This is a genomic window from Providencia sp. JGM181 (genome assembly GCF_018257375.1).
Classification (GTDB): Bacteria; Pseudomonadota; Gammaproteobacteria; order Enterobacterales; family Enterobacteriaceae; genus Providencia; species Providencia lanzhouensis.
The window spans coordinates 1-17,314 of the sequence record NZ_JAERJY010000071.1 but is presented as its reverse complement, the minus strand read 5'-3'; the positions used below and the strand labels follow the sequence as shown (position 1 = coordinate 17,314).

The 17,314-nt window shown below is 43.9% G+C and carries 13 protein-coding genes; 8 read left to right on the top strand and 5 right to left on the bottom strand.

What is annotated here, in order from left to right:
• Nucleotides 1-35: 35 nt before the first annotated feature.
• Nucleotides 36-1,082, bottom strand: a complete 1,047-nt coding sequence (gene trhO / locus JK188_RS10590) for an oxygen-dependent tRNA uridine(34) hydroxylase TrhO (RefSeq protein WP_108479566.1) — start codon at nt 1,080-1,082, stop codon at nt 36-38.
• Between the two features lie 372 nt (nt 1,083-1,454).
• On the opposite strand from trhO, the gene JK188_RS10585 reads away from it, so the two are divergent.
• Complete coding sequence (locus tag JK188_RS10585; protein WP_211885187.1) at nt 1,455-1,970, top strand: DUF4760 domain-containing protein; 516 nt, start codon at nt 1,455-1,457, stop codon at nt 1,968-1,970.
• A 273-nt stretch (nt 1,971-2,243) separates the two neighbouring features.
• On the opposite strand, the gene ttrA is transcribed toward JK188_RS10585, so the two are convergent.
• The 3 genes from ttrA to ttrB are packed head-to-tail and all read right to left on the bottom strand — an operon-like array spanning nt 2,244 to nt 7,091.
• Nucleotides 2,244-5,333, bottom strand: coding sequence for a tetrathionate reductase subunit TtrA (ttrA, locus tag JK188_RS10580; RefSeq protein WP_211885186.1), 3,090 nt, complete (start codon nt 5,331-5,333; stop codon nt 2,244-2,246).
• Nucleotides 5,326-6,354: a tetrathionate reductase subunit TtrC gene (gene ttrC / locus JK188_RS10575; protein ID WP_211886368.1), complete on the bottom strand. Its 1,029-nt coding sequence runs from the start codon at nt 6,352-6,354 to the stop codon at nt 5,326-5,328. The genes ttrA and ttrC overlap by 8 nt, the downstream gene beginning before the upstream one ends.
• Nucleotides 6,354-7,091, bottom strand: coding sequence for a tetrathionate reductase subunit TtrB (gene ttrB / locus JK188_RS10570; RefSeq protein ID WP_211885184.1), 738 nt, complete (start codon nt 7,089-7,091; stop codon nt 6,354-6,356). Before ttrB ends, ttrC begins: the two co-directional genes overlap by 1 nt.
• A 261-nt stretch (nt 7,092-7,352) precedes the next feature.
• On the opposite strand from ttrB, the gene ttrS reads away from it, so the two are divergent.
• The 7 genes from ttrS to JK188_RS10535 all read left to right on the top strand — a co-directional run bounded on the left by ttrS (nt 7,353) and on the right by JK188_RS10535 (nt 15,698).
• Nucleotides 7,353-9,098 (top strand): tetrathionate respiration histidine kinase TtrS, encoded by a 1,746-nt coding sequence (gene ttrS, locus JK188_RS10565; protein WP_442959120.1) that lies wholly within the window; start codon nt 7,353-7,355, stop codon nt 9,096-9,098.
• Between the two features lie 131 nt (nt 9,099-9,229).
• Nucleotides 9,230-9,826, top strand: a complete 597-nt coding sequence (gene ttrR, locus JK188_RS10560; RefSeq protein WP_036951558.1) for a tetrathionate respiration response regulator TtrR — start codon at nt 9,230-9,232, stop codon at nt 9,824-9,826.
• Between the two features lie 67 nt (nt 9,827-9,893).
• On the top strand, nt 9,894-10,841 hold the full coding sequence (locus tag JK188_RS10555) for a Kdo(2)-lipid IV(A) acyltransferase (RefSeq protein ID WP_108479562.1): 948 nt from the start codon (nt 9,894-9,896) through the stop codon (nt 10,839-10,841).
• A 221-nt stretch (nt 10,842-11,062) separates the two neighbouring features.
• On the top strand, nt 11,063-12,286 hold the full coding sequence (gene mdtG / locus JK188_RS10550) for a multidrug efflux MFS transporter MdtG (RefSeq protein WP_211885183.1): 1,224 nt from the start codon (nt 11,063-11,065) through the stop codon (nt 12,284-12,286).
• A 378-nt stretch (nt 12,287-12,664) separates the two neighbouring features.
• The gene (locus tag JK188_RS10545; RefSeq protein ID WP_211885182.1) at nt 12,665-14,197 is read left to right on the top strand and encodes a peptide MFS transporter; all 1,533 of its coding nucleotides are present in this window, start codon (nt 12,665-12,667) and stop codon (nt 14,195-14,197) included.
• A gap of 146 nt (nt 14,198-14,343) precedes the next feature.
• Entirely contained in the window at nt 14,344-15,150 is an 807-nt protein-coding gene (locus tag JK188_RS10540) for a PhzF family phenazine biosynthesis protein (RefSeq protein ID WP_211885181.1), read from the top strand.
• Between the two features lie 140 nt (nt 15,151-15,290).
• On the top strand, nt 15,291-15,698 hold the full coding sequence (locus JK188_RS10535) for an acyl-CoA thioesterase (protein ID WP_211885180.1): 408 nt from the start codon (nt 15,291-15,293) through the stop codon (nt 15,696-15,698).
• Between the two features lie 108 nt (nt 15,699-15,806).
• On the opposite strand, the gene JK188_RS10530 is transcribed toward JK188_RS10535, so the two are convergent.
• Nucleotides 15,807-17,135 (bottom strand): hypothetical protein, encoded by a 1,329-nt coding sequence (locus tag JK188_RS10530; RefSeq protein WP_211885178.1) that lies wholly within the window; start codon nt 17,133-17,135, stop codon nt 15,807-15,809.
• Nucleotides 17,136-17,314 lie beyond the last annotated feature (179 nt).

Here is a 17,314-nt window from a genome sequence, read left to right as displayed (position 1 = left end):
CTTTTAAAAAGGGCTTTCTTCATTTAAAAATAATATTACTTTTCGCTATTTAATAATCCATCCGCTAAACGATGGCGAGATTTATTAAATATTTTATTACTCACTTCACGGCCAGCACGGCGAGTACGCTGCTCATCTTCAGGCAGCTTCATCTCTTCGGTACACGCATGACTGCAGCAGCCTTCATATTTTTCAGCACAGCTTGGGCATTGAATAAACAGTAAATGGCAACCGTCATTTTTGCAGTTAGTGTGAGTATCACAAGCTTCCCCGCATTGATGGCAATGCGCTAAGGTATCATCCGTAATACGCTCACCCATACGGTTATCGAACACGAAGTTTTTACCTTTGAAACGTAGCGGTAAGCCTTGTTCTTTCGCTTTTCGTGCATATTCAATGATCCCGCCTTCCACATGATAAACATTCTGGAAACCGTTATGCAGCATGTAAGCGCTCGCTTTTTCACAGCGGATACCGCCCGTGCAATACATCACCACATTTTTATCTTTCTGGTCTTGCAGCATTTCAACCGCCATTGGCAGTTGGTCTCTAAAAGTATCTGATGGCACTTCAATCGCATTATCAAAGTGACCCACTTCATATTCATAGTGATTACGCATATCAACGAAGATAGTGTCTGGATCATCAATCATCGCATTGACTTGCTCGGCTTTTAGATACTGCCCAGTATTGGCAGGATTAAAAGTTTCATCATCAATACCATCCGCAACCACACGATCACGGACTTTCATGCGCAGTACCCAGAAGGACTTACCATCATCATCAATAGCAATGTTCAAACGCAGGTCATTTAAGGCTGGGTCTGTTGCGTAGATAAGTTCCCGCAACACATCGACATTGGAGGCCGGTACGCTAATTTGTGCGTTGATCCCTTCTTTGGCAATATATACTCGACCAAATACGCTCAACGCTTTGAATTGTTGGTACCATTCATTACGAAATGCTGTAGGGTCTTGAATATTGAAGTATTTATAAAAAGAGATTGTCGTACGCGGCTCAGTTTCAGCCAACATACGTTCTTTAAGAATTTTATTCGAAACTTGGTTGTGTAACACTGGCATGGTGTTCGCTTTCCTATTTAATACTTTGATATAAAACAGATTTAAATCACCAGCAAAGAATTGCTCGTTAATTTTGGGTTATTATCCCTTTTATTATGTTAATAAAAAACCATTTATTTTTAGTGGTTATCATATTTATTACCAATTCTTGATGATGGTGTTACAGGAAAATCACCAAATAAAAAAGTTAGTCTGATAAATTCCTTCGACCTTTGACAGAAAAATACCATTGCGCTAATTTTCATCTGAAGAAAAATTCCCCAATTGAAAGAGGTTCTATATGAGAACAAAATTTGACGAATTTGATGGCTTCTAAGCTAATGAACTTTTAACTAGGCGGGATTGACCCCGCCTTTTTTATAGATGGAACCTATGACATTAATGCAGGCGACCCTACAAATTATTAGCAATACAACAGTCTTATTTGGTGTTTTTGTTGCCATAGGCGCAATTATTTATAATTTAGAAACAGCTAAAAAAACACAAACAGCCCTATTTTTATTTGAAAGTCGATTAGATCAACAATACATAGAGTCCCTTCATGTTTTAAAACAAACCCATTACTCTGGAAAATCATTTCGTTCTTATGTTTTCCCTGCGGAAGGGGTAGCAATAACAAGCTGTGAAATCTCAGAACGTCTCAAATTTCAATATATTTTAAATTTTTATGAGCGCGTTGCCGTTAGCATCAGAGAAGGTATCTATAACGAGCAGATGATCAAAAGAGCCTCATATTCGACCGTTGTTGAAACATTTGAGATTGCAGAGCCTTTGATTAAAGCAATTAGAGAAAAAAGAAAGTCAGAGACGACCTATCAAGAGTTTGAATGGCTAGTGACTCGCTGGAAGAAAAATCCGCTTAAGAAAAATAGCTCAATACTTTTATAGGCTATTTTTATAGACGATTGGCATAGCAATGGTTGTATTCGCTATTTGTATTAAATAGAAAAGAAAAAAGGGAGGGCTCCCCCTCCCTGGCATTTGCCGAAGTTACGATGGGTAAACCGCATCGTAGAGCGCAATGTCAACTGCTTTAGGGGTACTTCCCTACTCCGCTATGCAGAACAGAGTAGGTCAGAAACCTCTTTACTGCTTATATTACTAACTACACTTTACTACTTACACTTTACTAACTTACAACCTACTGGATGGACTTCTGTCTTAACCAATTAACTCGATACGAGCTGGTAAACCTTGTCTCACGGAAGCGCCAGATACCCAATCAAGCCATGTATTTGCCACTTCACGAGTCGGATCTGCGAACCCTAAATCATTCAAGTTAATACCTGAACCATTTGCCGCATTCATCGGCATGGCTTCACCGTCTAAATAGTGCTGTTTGGCACCCATTTCTGTGTGACCATAACCATGTTCAACAGCGAGAACTCCCGGCATAACCCCATCAAGCACACTAATTTGCGCCTCGGCATGACCACCCGGTGTCGTGATTTTGATCCAATCCCCATGTTTAACGCCCATCTTCGCCGCATCATCAGGGTGAATTGCTACCAAGTTAGTTGGTTTCACATGGCGTAAACGTTCAATCATGGTTGTGGAACTGCTCATCACATGAGATTTGAAAGACATCATTTTCAATGGCCACTCTTTCTCAGGGAATACCGCATTCACATCTTCACCATTTGCCATACGAGGTGGATAGTAGGTCGGGCAACCACTAAAACGCTCACCCGTAATTGCATGGCGGTTAATCGCTACCGTAGGGTTCCAAATTTGTAACCCTTTTTTCCACTGTGGACCCGTTGCTTCGCCATCCCATGCTTTCTCATAAGGTGCGAATCGACCACCACGCGTAAAGATATACGCGACACGGCGAACTTCTTCAGGTTTCAATGTCCGAGTAATTTGCGGCATGATACGTTCGACACCACTGATCGTAATGTCTTCTGTTGCCGCCTCTGGTACCGGTTTTTCACCTAGCCAAGCCATATTAGCCGCCACACGCAGATAGTAATCTTCCGCAGTATTTAACGGATACATATTGCCATCCATATCTGCAATCACATTGTCACCAAAGCCCGGTAATTTCAGTTCTTTAGCGACTGCGATACAGAATGACTCCATAGATACTGGCTGTCCGTCCGCTGTTTTCGCAGTACGAGATTCAACAATCGGCCAACGCGCAGTACTCGCTTTCACCTGTACACCTGACCACGGTGCGCTGAAGCCCCAGCTCTCGAAGTTATGGGTATCTGGCACAATATAGTCCGCTAACGCGGTGGTTTCATTCATGAAAGCATCAATACCGATAATCAGCGGCAGATGCTTCGGATCTTTCAGCTTCTCTTCCATCACCTGACGAATACCCGCAATACCATAAACTGGGTTCGTCATATTGGTGATCCACGCCTTCAGAGAGTATGGGTATCCCATCAATGCTGAAGCCAACTGTTCAGTTAACTGACCTTTCGCAAACGGATACCAAGGTGCTTTAGCTGGATACGGTTTTTCACCTGCCGCCACTCTTGCTTTAAATTCATCCGACTTTTCATACACTTCATTACTGCGAGATAGCACTACACCCTTCGGTTTCACCTTGCCTTTGTAGCCTGCGATATTGTAGCGAGGACCATCATTTTCCCCGTTAAATTTACCGCCGCCGACAGAGACGCCACCTTTTAAGTTTAAGTTACCAATCAACGCATTAAGCATAATGACAGACCATGCTGTATAGAAACCATTGCCACTCATCATGCCGCCGTGAGAAATCACCGCCGCTTTTCTATCGTAAGAGGTTAACGCCTTTCCTAATGATTCAATGGTTTTTACAGGGACTTGGCAACGCTGACTGTATTCTTCTAGCGTCATGCGATCCGCAGCTTCTTTCAGGCATTGGAAGCTCGATTTCACTGTCACTTCGCTACCGTCATGAAGCGTGACTTTGCGAGTCACAAACAGCTCTGCATTGGTCACCTCGTCCGCCAGTTTCAGTTCACCGTTTGCATCCTGAACCAAATAGGCTTTTTTCTCATCTTCACCCTCTTCAGCCACTACACCGGTTAGGTGAGATTGCTGTAACAGATTACCTGCCAGAGGATGAGAATCATCGGTGATCACTAAATGGGTCGAGTTTGTCCAGCTTTTCTCACCAGCCGCTTCCATGGATTTTTCGCTTGGCACACTCAGATAAGCGGCGTTATAGCGGTCATTCTCGATAATCCAGCGGATCATCCCCATCACCAACGCCGCATCGGTACCCGGTTGAACAGGCACCCAGTGACCATGGTCATTGGCCAATGTGGTCGTCAATGGCAGAGCAGGAGACACCACCACATAGTTGAATGAGTCACGTAAACGAGCACTCGCTAACTGGCGACCTTGACGTTTAAATGGGTTACCTGATTGTGCTGGAGATGTTCCGATAAACAGCGCAAAACGGGTATTATCCCAATCCGGTTTGACGTGGGCGTTTTTATCCAAGTCATCCATCAACGCACCAGAGCCTGCGCGATACGCTAAACCGCAGTATGCTCCATGAGCACCAAAGTTTTTGCTACCAAAAGCGTTTTGCGCAAAGCGACGAATAAAGCCATCACGACCATCATCCCCGGCGTTAGTCACCAGTAACTGGTTAGCTTTGGGTCCTAATTTCGGTTGAGCAGAATCCAGCGGCGTTTCTAAATCACGGATAGCACGCAGACCATCCACATGACCTTCACCAAATAAATCCCCACCTTCAACCACTTCTTTGATTAACTGCTCAAAACTAATACGTTCCCACTTCCCTTCACCTCGTTTACCAACACGCTTCATCGGTTCGAGAATACGTAATGGACTGGTTAACCCTTCCATTAGCGTTGCACCACGAGCACATGCGGTTGAACGATGCTCTAATCCACTTTCGCCGCCCATTTTGGCGAATGCAGTGGATAATGGCATTCCATATGGAAAGTGTTTCTCATGGGATAGAGGGTGGTATGGGTTCCCCGCAATTCGCAAAACTTCATTCTTCGCACTGTCCACACGGGCTCGAATACCGCATTGCGTCCAGCAACCGAAGCATTGTGTCATTGAAACCACTTGCGCAGGGTTCTCTTTCCAACCACCAATCGCCGTTCCTTCAGGAATAAGCGAGTTACCATTGATGCGATCCAGTGTCACTTTGCCAGAAGTGCCATCCACTAAACCATCTACAGCACGTTTGGCAACTTCACGATAGCTCGCCCCAAAAAGAGCAAGACCACCGACAACTAAACCACCTTTAAGCCATTGACGTCTTGAGAATTTAGCCATGTTGCACTCTCCCCGCAAACCAGCGAACACCTTCGCGAACAATAATTGTTAATGCAATCCACAATCCAAATGTACCGACAATCGCCAGTAGTCCATCATTACCTAATGGGAAATGGTATGGATTGGTGATGATGTTGTATTTTGGTACCGCTTGAATCTCCATCAGGAAAATCCAACGTAATACCCACGCTAACGCCATAGACACTAATGCTAAAACCGTAATGTAAGGAACGGAGCGAACTGCTTTCACGTTACTCAGCGCCATCACAAACGTGATAGTCCACAGTGCGCATACGCCCATTAACATCCACCAGCCTGGGCTTGCAACGTCTAACTGTTGACGAACTGCAATTCCTGACGTGGTATCACCAGAGATCCACAGTGCAAAACAGACGGCAAACAGAAGTAACGTAATCACTTGGAAACGCGCTAAACGGTTTTGATATTGCGGCTCACGACGCGCACCTAAGCTAATCAAAGCGGGCAGCACTTGCATCGCACTTAAGAACATCAGCACTGGCATCCACCAGCTAAACCAAATTGGACGAGCCACTAATACAGAGGCTTCACGACCGGTATATAGCAGTAAACCAATGGATGATAACGCACTCAGTAACGCTACCCAGCGGGTCGCTTTATACTCTTTCTTCCAAATCAATTTGACCAGCAGCGCAACAAAGTACAACCCAACAAACGTGGTAAACAGCGGTAGCAACACCGAACCCCACCACATCCAAGACCACATTGTTGGATGTGCATAGAAGTGCCATACACGGGCGGTTTGGTGCAGGTCAGCGGTTAATGCTAACGGCGCCGTGATCCCCATCGTGATAGCAATAAACACGGCAATCATTTCTAATCGACCGTTTCCACTGCGATTTTGCCAATGAAGATAGCAGGCATACAGCACCGCACAGGCAGCAATCCCAATAAAGAAAAAGTATTGCACCGCCCAAGGAAGCCAGAAAAACTCTTGTGGCTGTGCCATGATTTCGGAAATATAAGTCACTTGTTCGCTCATCAGAACACCTCCTGCCATAATGCCGGTTGCCCTTTACCTTGCAACGGTTCTACAAACGCATAATCCAGCCCTAAATAAAACACCTGCGGCAACGTACCACTTTCCGGTTTCAAAACTTTGATTTGCGCTTCGTGCTCAGAAAGCATCTTACGAATAGTGCTATTCGGGTCTTTTAAGTCACCGATAATGCGCGCGCCACCCACGCAAGATTCGACACAGGCTGGCAATAAACCAACTTCTAAGCGATGCGCGCAGAACGTGCATTTATCTGCAGTTTGTGTTGAATGGTTAATAAAACGCGCATCGTACGGACAAGCCTGCACACAATACGCGCAGCCTACACAACGCTCATTATCAATCACCACAATGCCGTCTTCACGTTGGAACGTTGCTTGCACTGGGCAAACAGGCACGCAAGGTGGATTATCACAATGGTTACACAGGCGAGGCAGTAGAACGTTAGTGAACCCTTCTTCCCCTTTTAGGGAGACCTGATATTGGTTAACCGTCGTTCTAAATTGACCTTGAGGTGTTTGGTTTTCGACAGAACAGCTGACAGTACATGATTGGCACCCTACGCAACGGCGTAAGTCAATCAACATGCCATAGCGTTTCTCAGGGTTGCCTTCACGGCGAGTTGGGGAAAAACTTAACCCTGCCTCGGCGATTGGGATCAGCGATGCCCCGGCAGTGACGGCCCCAATCTGTTGTAGGAATTTTCGTTTACTCAGATCCATAATCGGCTCCAGTATTGACATTGCTAATGCGAAAATAAAAATTAATAATCAATCTATTATTGGTTTATCTTACGTATTGGTAACACCGTGTTACCGATGTCTGATAACCACTAAATTCTTATTTCTCTTTAAAATCGGTGTGTTATCTTTGTGCTACTCTAATAATTCTGAGTTCATAGTAAGAAGAAAAGCCTTGCGCCCCTATTGTGGTTTTCCACATACCCGAAGGGATCTTGATCTAACGCAACGAATAAACCTCAAATGTTAAAAAAAACGTCTATGCCGTTGTATCACATACTTTTAATGACCCTGCTGTTATGGTGCATTCCGGCGGGTGCGGCGCAATGGACAATCGGTGTTCTCGCCCTGCGAGGACCGAGTTTCACTCAGTTGCACTGGCAACCTTTAGTCGACACCCTCAATGAGTCCATCCCGGGTGAACGCTTTACCCTGCAACCCCTGAATCTTGAAGAGATGAAAGAAGCGATTTCGAATCGCAAAATTGACTTTTTACTCACTAACCCTGCTCAATTTATCCAACTCGATAACCGCTATCATTTACGCTGGCTGCTCTCTTTACGCTCGGATGTGGAGCCAAACAGTACGACGCGCAACGTGATTGGTAGCCTTATTTTGGTCCGTGGAGATAGCGACATTCACAGCGCGGATCAGCTCATTGGCAAAAAAGTCGGCGCAATATCTCCCGATGCATTTGGGGGATATCTATTAGGTTATAAAGTGTTAAGGGATTTAGGGTATGACACTGAAAAAGACTTTCGGATGCAATTTTTGGGCTTTCCCGCGGATGCGCTGTTATACGCTTTACGGGATAAATCCCTCTCTGCGGCAATTGTCCCCGTCTGTTTATTAGAAAATATGGACAGTGAAGGACTGATTGATAAACACCAATTCCGTCCGCTTGTTCAAAAAAAGAGCGCGTTACCTTGCCTAACGAGCACCGAACTTTACCCCAATTGGTCATTCGCCGCGTTAAGCGAAGTTCCTGACAATTTAGTGGATAAAGTCACCAAAGTTTTGCTATCTGGCGATACGCCTAATATGCGCTGGGGAGCTCCAGCATCCATCACACAAGTAGAAAACTTACTGCGCGACGTTAACCAACACCCACAGCAACGGGAAATTTGGCAAGATATTGTCAGTTGGACAATTCAACACCAAATTACCATCGGCATTATCGCCTTAATATTCTTATTGTTGGGAATTAACCACGTCTGGATAGCCTTCTTGGTTCGCCGTCGTAGCCAACAGCTAGAAGTCGCACATAACCGCCTACGTCAGCAAGAAGCTAATCTACAAAAAGCTCAACGACTCAATATATTAGGTGAAATGGCTTCTGGGTTTGCCCATGAATTGAATCAACCATTATCCGCAATTCGAAATTATGCCCAAGGCTCTATTTTGCGATTGAAGAAAGAGTCGGAAAACCACCCTCTTCTTGGTGCCATCAGTAAAATTGATGAACAGGCTCAACGGGGTGCTGACATTATTCAAAACCTGCGTTTATGGGCAGGAAAACCGGGACAAGAATCCTGTCTGACACTACGCCAGCAATCCGTCAAACAGACCATTAATCATATCTGGCAACTGTTGCAAGTTGAGCAACATTTCCCAACCGTTAGGTTGCAATTACCCGAAACTCCCGATGTCCAGCTCTTGCTACCAGATACCTTACTCGACCAGCTGCTCTCAAATTTAATCAGTAATAGCCTACAAGCGGGCGCCACCACATTAACCTTTGGCTTTCACTTTGCCGATGGACATTTTTTACTTGTATTACAAGATGATGCCGGTGGAATGCCTGACGAGCAGCTTAATCAAGGGATCATGCCATTTGCCACCACTAAACAGGAAGGGCTGGGACTCGGATTGGTGATTTGCCAGCGATTAATTCAAAGCCAAGGTGGGGATATTCGCATTGAAAATCAACATAATGATGAAGGTAAGAATGGGCTGCGTGTGACGCTAATTTTTAATTACTCGAGATAATCAAAATATAGCGCATGTTTTGCCACACAAAAGATAACATTCCCAATAACTATATGTGACAATGTTATGGATACCATTTATATAAGCAAGATACTTATACAAACAAGAAATAAGCCACGAGGTATGAATTAATGCCAGTCATTCACCTTGTCGACGATGACACCGATGTCACTGATTCCTGTCAATTTTTACTCGAAACGCTCGGCTATAACGTTACCGTATGGAACGACAGTGAGCAGTTCATCCAGCAAGCCCCTCTGCATGAGGAAGGTATTGTATTGCTCGATATGCGTATGCCAAAATTTGACGGGCGCCAAGTACATCAATACCTGAAAGAGCAGCAAAGCACCCTCGCGGTGATTTTCCTTTCTGGTCATGGGGATATCCCGATGGCGGTTGAACAGGTGAAATTAGGCGCTATCGATTTTTTACAAAAACCCATTGATAGTCAGCAGCTTGCCGAAACCCTTGAGCAAGCTCGCTTACAAACTATAAAAGCCACTGAACGCACATTGATTAAACAGCGTTATGAAACCTTAACGCCGAAAGAAAAAGACGTTTGCACCTATGTGCTTCAAGGGCTAATTAACCGTGAAATTGCAGAAGTCGCTTGCGTATCTGTGCGAACCGTTGAAGTACATCGCTCACGAGTGATGGAAAAAATGGCAGTGAGAAACCTTGCCGAATTAATGAGCACCATGCAAACAGCACAACTTTTTGCGGGTTAATTTGATATCATTCAGATTAACAAGCTATTTTTAATTGAAATCCACTTAAGTAGAAACCGAAAAAACAATGATCCCAGCACCAAAGTTTGAAAAAAGTTTATTACATCCTCGCTACTGGCTAGTTTGGTTTGGCATTAGCGTGCTCTACCTGCTCGTCCTGCTTCCTTATCCCGTCATTTATTGGATAGGTACCCGTTTGGGGCGTTTCTCCAAGCGCTTCTTAAAAAAACGTGTCCAAATTGCCGATCGTAATCTGCAATTGTGTTTTCCTGAGATGAGCCAAGAAGAGCGCCAAAAAATGGTGGATAAAAACTTTGAAGCCGTCGGTATGGGTGTTTTCGAAACGGGAATGGCGTGGTTCTGGCCTGATTGGCGAGTGCGCCGCTGGCTTAAAGTTGAAGGTCGTGAAAATATGCTCGCCGCTCAAGAAACCGGCCGTGGCATTATTGTGTTAGGCGTCCATTTCTTAACGTTGGAAATCGGCGGTCGTGCATTTGGTATGTTGAATCCCGGCATTGGTGTTTATCGCGCTAACGATAATAAACTGATGGACTGGCTACAAACTCGTGGACGTTTGAAATCCAATAAATACATGCTCGACCGTAAAGACGTTAAAGGCATGATCCGCGTATTAAAAGAAGGGGAAATTTTATGGTATGCCCCTGACCATGATTACGGTCCTAGAAACAGTTCATTCGCGCCATTATTTGCGGTAGAAAAAGCGGCAACCACCAATGGCTCACAAATCTTATTATCTCTTGGCAATCCACTCGTTGTACCATTTTCAGCTATCCGCTTACCCGATGGTAAGGGTTATAAATTGCTGATCCAGCCGGCCGTGGATAATTTCCCTGTAGACGATAATGTCGCCACCGCAACGATGATGAATCAGGTCATTGAGAAAGAAATTTTACGAGCGCCAGAGCAATATATGTGGATGCACCGCCGTTTTAAAACGCGTCCAAAGGGAGAACCTTCCCTGTACGGCGATTTAGATAAAATCCACCACCGCTAGGCTATGTAATTCCCGACATTGTTGGTGTGCAGTGACCCTATAGCTGTACACTCCCGACATTGTTTGTGTGTAGTCAATTATCCTATAGCTGCACATTCCCGAAACAATTCGTGTTGTAGCTAGGCGGCGAGTGAGAGAATCCCCAGGAGCATACATAAGTATGTGACTGGGGTGAACGAATGAAGCCAACAACGCTACAGCATGAAGTGTAATGGGAATGTATGAAGAAGAGTACTTACTGGAAAAAAAACCTTTATATCGTCTGGTTCGGCTGCTTTCTAACGGGCGCTGCCTTCAGCTTGATCATGCCTTTTCTTCCTTTATATATCGAAGAGCTTGGCGTTACTGACCATGGCTCTTTGAATTTATGGACTGGTGCCGTTTTCAGTATTACCTTCCTATTTTCCGCTATTGCCGCACCTTTTTGGGGGCGCCTTTCTGACCGCCACGGTCGTAAATTAATGTTGCTGCGCTCTGCCCTTGGGATGGCGATTGTCATGGTGCTGATTGGCTTTGCGCAGAATATTTGGCAACTTTTGGCTTTACGGGCGCTTTTAGGCTTACTTGGCGGGTTTGTCCCGAATGCCAATGCGCTAATTGCCACCCAAGTCCCCGTGAATAAAAGCGGTTGGGCGATGGGTGTCTTGGCAACTGGCGCGGTGAGCGGCGCATTGATTGGTCCACTGATTGGTGGATTACTTGCCGACCAATATGGCTTGCGCCCAGTATTCTTTATTACCGCTAGTGTGTTGTTTATCTGCTTTTTTGTGACACTTTTCTACGTCCGTGAGCGTTTTACCCCCGTTTCACGCAAAGATGCTCTGACCGGAAAACAAGTTTTTGCCTCTTTACGTAATAAAAACTTAGTGATCAGCCTATTTTTCACCACCATGATCATCCAAGCATCGATTGGTTCGATTAACCCAGTGATCACCCTGTATGTTCGGGAGCTTTCAGACTCAATTGATAATCTTGCTTTTATCAGTGGGATTATTGCATCCATTCCCGGCGTTGCCGCGCTGATTAGTGCCCCTATGCTTGGTAAACTGAGCGACCGCATTGGACCTGACCGTGTTTTATTAGCCGTGCTTGGCGCCTCAATTTTTGTTCTGTTTCCGATGGGACTCGTCAGCAGTTATTGGGAGTTAGGCGCCCTACGCTTCTTACTCGGTGCCCTTAACGCCGCGCTATTACCCGCCGTACAAACCTTAATTATTTATAATATTTCCCACCAAATCACCGGACGTATATTTAGCTACAACCAAGCATTACGCGATGTAGGTAATGTCACGGGTCCTTTAATGGGTTCCTTTGTTGCAGCAACATACGGCTTTAGAGCCGTGTTCTTCTTCACCGCCGTATTAGTGTTGGTCAACCTCATTTACTCTTGGCTTATCATTAGGAAGCAATCCGATGGTTTAAGAGCATCTCCCTCTAAAGAGTAATGTTAATGTGTCCCTTTTACGCCAAAACATAACTTTTTATTATCTTTTCCACGAAAAGTTTATAAGCGCAAAAAACATTTTGTAACTCATTGTTTTTAATTAACTTAATCGATTCAAAAAACATTCTTTTATTGTCAATAAAAATCCGTTATTCTGTGCCCCCTTATCGTAAGAATGAGAGTTACATCGAATTTTCATCTTAAAACTGACTTTCTTACGATAAATTCATTCTGCTTATTGGCAATTTTATAATAATGTATGCCGAAAATATGTTTGCAACACAGCATTAACATATCAATAAAAAACAGTGATGGAGTTTCTGCTCCACATTCACAATTCGGCACAACCTCTTAAGTCACAACGTATTGGAGTTCACAGATGAGTCATTCTGCGACTAAAACTAAAACTTTTTTCGGGCATCCTTACCCGTTGAGTTCGCTTTTCCTCACCGAAATGTGGGAACGTTTTTCTTTCTATGGTGTTCGTCCTCTTTTAATCCTCTTTATGAGTGCAACTTTGTTGCAAGGTGGCATGGGGCTGCCGATTGAACAAGCATCTGCTATCGTGGGTATCTTCGCGGGTGGTGTTTATATCACTTCATTACCGGGTGGCTGGCTCGCGGATAACTGGTTAGGTCAGCGTCGTGCCGTTTGGTATGGTTCTTTGATCATTGCATTGGGTCACTTGTCGATTGCGCTGTCTGCGTTATTTACCAATACCTTCTTCTTCGTGGGACTGCTGTTGATCGTATTAGGTACCGGTTTATTTAAAACCTGTATCACCGTAATGGTTGGAACCCTTTATAAGAAAGAAGATACGCGTCGTGATGGCGGTTTCTCTCTGTTCTATATGGGTATCAATATGGGTTCATTTATTGCCCCATTAATTATCGGTCCATTACATGAAAAATACGGCTGGCATTTAGGTTTCGGTTTAGGTGGTTTGGGTATGTTAGTTGCCCTGCTTATCTTCCGTTTCTACGCGATTCCACAAATGCGTCGTTATGACAAAGAAGTTGGCTTAGATTCCACATGGAATCACCCTACCGTTCAACGTAAAAACGTCGGTAAATGGGTTGCTGTTGCCATGGCTGCACTGGCTGTACTGGTTGTGTTAATCAATAATGGCACGATTCCATTCAACCCTTCAGTCATAGCAAAAAGCTCGGCTTACATTATTTCTACGTGTGTGGGTATCTACTTTATTTTCATGTTCTTCTGTGCAGGTTTAAACAGCAGTGAACGCTCTCGCTTACTGGCTTGTTTAATTCTGTTAATTGCTGCGGCGTTCTTCTGGTCTGCATTTGAACAAAAGCCAACATCATTTAATATCTTTGCGCGTGACTATACCGATCGCCAATGGGGTAACTTCGAAATCCCAACCATTTGGTTCCAGTCAATCAACGCCTTATTCATCATTCTGTTAGCGCCTATTTTCAGCTGGTTCTGGCCTTCATTGGCTAAGCGTAATCTGAACCCAAGCAGCATGACGAAGTTTGTGATTGGTATCCTGTTCGCCGCAGGTGGCTTCGCGGTCATGATGGTTGCCGCTAACCACGTTCTGGCAACACAAACTGGCGTTTCACCATTCTGGTTAGTCGGCAGTATTTTATTACTAACTTTAGGTGAACTGTGCTTAAGCCCAATTGGCTTGGCAACCATGACATTACTTGCACCACAGAAAATGCGCGGTCAGGTGATGGGATTATGGTTCTGTGCAAGTGCGCTGGGTAACTTAGCAGCAGGTATCATGGGTGGTAATATCCGTAAAGACCAACTGGACTCCATGCCAGACCTGTTCTCCCACGTTTCTATCGCACTGGTTATTTGTGCTATCGTGCTAGCTGCCCTGATTATTCCGGTCAGAAAAATGCTGCAAAACGCAGATAAGAACGAAGCAAAAGCGAAATAATATTATTTATTATTAGCGAATCATCTGTTGGCGTAATAATCTCAACAATTATTGCGCCAACCTCTCCTCAATACCGCAAATCTCGTGCTACTCTTCCCTCACTTTTCTAATCATAATGAATTATTTCCGTTCAAGGATCTTTTACGATGAGCACACTGTCTGTTCCGGTTTATTATGTCGATGCGTTCACTGATACTCTATTTCATGGCAACCCGGCCGCTATCGTTTTACTTGATGAGTGGCTTCCTGATGACAAGCTTATCGCTATCGCTACCGAAATTAACTTATCTGAAACAGCTTTTCTGGTCGGTGAACATATCCGCTGGTTTACACCGGTGATGGAAGTTAAGTTATGTGGTCATGCGACCCTTGCCGCTTCGTATATTTTGAACCAGTTTAAGCAGCACCCAGCGAACCCTATTGTATTTCAGTCCTTGTCTGGAGAACTAACGGTTCATAAAAATCAAGAAGGTTTCACATTAGACTTCCCTATTTTAGATTGTGAACCTGCCGATTTAAGCCAGTATCCACAATTAAGTGAGATCCTCGGTACCCCTATTTCTGAACTGTATTTAGCCAAAGACCGTTATATCTGCTTTGTTGATTCACCAGAGCAAGTGCAAAATTGTCATCCAGATATGTTGCGCCTTGCACAATTACCTTTGCAGGGATTAACCATTACCGCGAAAAGCGCCGATAACCCAGCTCACGACGAACAATGTGACTTTGTGTCTCGCTATTTTGCCCCCGCTAAAGGCGTTAATGAAGATCCCGTCACTGGCACCTCTCACTGTGCGATTGCCCCTCTTTGGGCTAAACGCTTACAGAAAAACCCAGTATTAGGTCACCAAATTTCTGCGCGTGGTGGAAAAATACACTGCTTAGTTGAACAAAATCGCGTCAAAATGACGGGAAAAGCAACACTCTTTTTAGCCGGAACGATTCACTTTTGATTAATCACTGTATTTATTTGTGATCAGGATTACACTTATCGGCAACATTAATGATATGTACATTAATGTTCCGGTAAGTAATTATTTTTCCCGGTTCAAGTTTTTAAATAGTGAGAATTCAAAGAAAGTAAGGCTTAAATATGCGTTCCGATGTTGATGATGTAATCAAACAAAAAATTGAACAATCTGTTACCCATGTTTCTAAAGTGGTATTCCCAACCACCACTAACCACCATAGCACCCTGTTCGGTGGTACTGCATTAGCATGGATGGACGAAGTTTCCTTCATTACCGCGACCCGTTTTTGCCGCAAAAGATTGGTGACCGTCTCCACAGAAAAAATCAATTTTACCCACCCTATCCCATCAGGCACCATCGTTGAATTAGTCGGGGAAGTGATCCGAGTTGGTCGCACTAGCCTTACCGTTAATGTCTCTATCTTTTTAGAAGATATGTACGCTGAGGGACGAGAAGAAGTGATCCACGGACAGTTTAACTTTGTGGCTGTTGATGAGAATGGCAAACCAACCCCATTGTTTGAGCGGTAAATGTTTGAACAGTAATCACCGCTCTCTATTTACCACCATTCACATTGGTAAATAAAAAATGTGCGCCCAATCATTAAGATAGAGCGCACATTATTCATATTCTCGACATTAAGCGAATGCTAAGAATGGAGAGATACACAGTAAAATTCCGGTAAAAATAATCAAATATAAAGAGATACCTTTATATTTATGCAGCATTGGGACTTTATAGACTAAATACGCTGGAATTAAACAACCCACCATCCCGAAAATTGGGCTACAAATGGATGTGAAGCTCAGCACTGGTGCGTTCAGGATAATCGCTCCCCATGCTAATAGCACAGCAAAAATCATAATGCCGTTCTTCACCCAATTTTCATTAATACGCTCAACCGGCATCATGCGTTGTAATATGTTCATCACAATGCCTTGAGTGGCTTCACGGAAACCTAAATAAACCCCAAAGAACGCGGTCATGACGGCAAAAATATTTAACATGACGCTGACGACAGTCACCCAACCACCCGGGAAGAATTTTGCCGCGATGGCTAATGCAGAAATATTTTGCTCATAGGCTTTCACTGCTTCGTCATGACCCATCGCTAACGTGAATGATACTGCGTAGAAAAAGACGGTACAGAATAAAACAATAAACGCAATATTCATTGCACGCAGGGCTTTATAACGTGCCACTTCGCGGTTCACGTTTTGGCTACGGAATGAAATCACCATTGGGCTTAATGTTTGAATAAACAGAATCGATGTTAATGTGAAAGGTAGTGTGATGACTGCCTCTTTGAATAAGCGACCAACAGGCGGCAATGAACCCACATTATATAAGTGCCACATCCCGACCATGGAAATACCCAATGCGGCAACCACAAATAATTTAGTCAGAACCATAAAGCTTGAAAGCTTAAATAGCAGTTTTTCACCGCGAGAAGAAATGGCGACTAAAATACAAATCAGAACCAGACCATACCAAGGACTTTCAGATAATAACCCATCCGTTACACCAAAAGTCTGAAAATATGATGCACTGTCATTCGTGATTGCCGTTGAATAAACAAACATCCAAATTACCAGCATAATAAAATAGAGTGCGCCAAGCAGCATACCCCAGTTTTTACCTAGATATCCGCTGATCACACTTGGATAATCTTTACATTCTGGTGATTCCGCCAGCGTATTAATAAACAGACGCTGAAACAAATACATTGCAGGATAACCGACAACGGATGATAGCAAAAATACCCATAAACCCATCAAGCCAACTTGTACGGGGAGAAAAACAATCCCCGCACCAATCGCCATCCCGATACTCATAATCACCCAACCAACATCTGTGCCATCAAACTTAGTGGCAGCACGCCATTGTTCTTGTGTCATGCCTGCACGAGAAGCCGCCGTAGAAGCTTTTCCATCATCGACATTATCTATTGTAGGGATCGTAGCCATAATTACTCACTTAATATTGTTGAACTCTTAAAAGAGAATTTTTTTTGTTTTAGATGCGACTTAAGTGGTTATTTCTTTCAATAACCTTAATTATTTGCAGGCTATTATAATGATTCCATCATAGAGGATATGTGAGAGAAAAATTATCTCTTTATCAACCTATAAAACCCACAATAAAG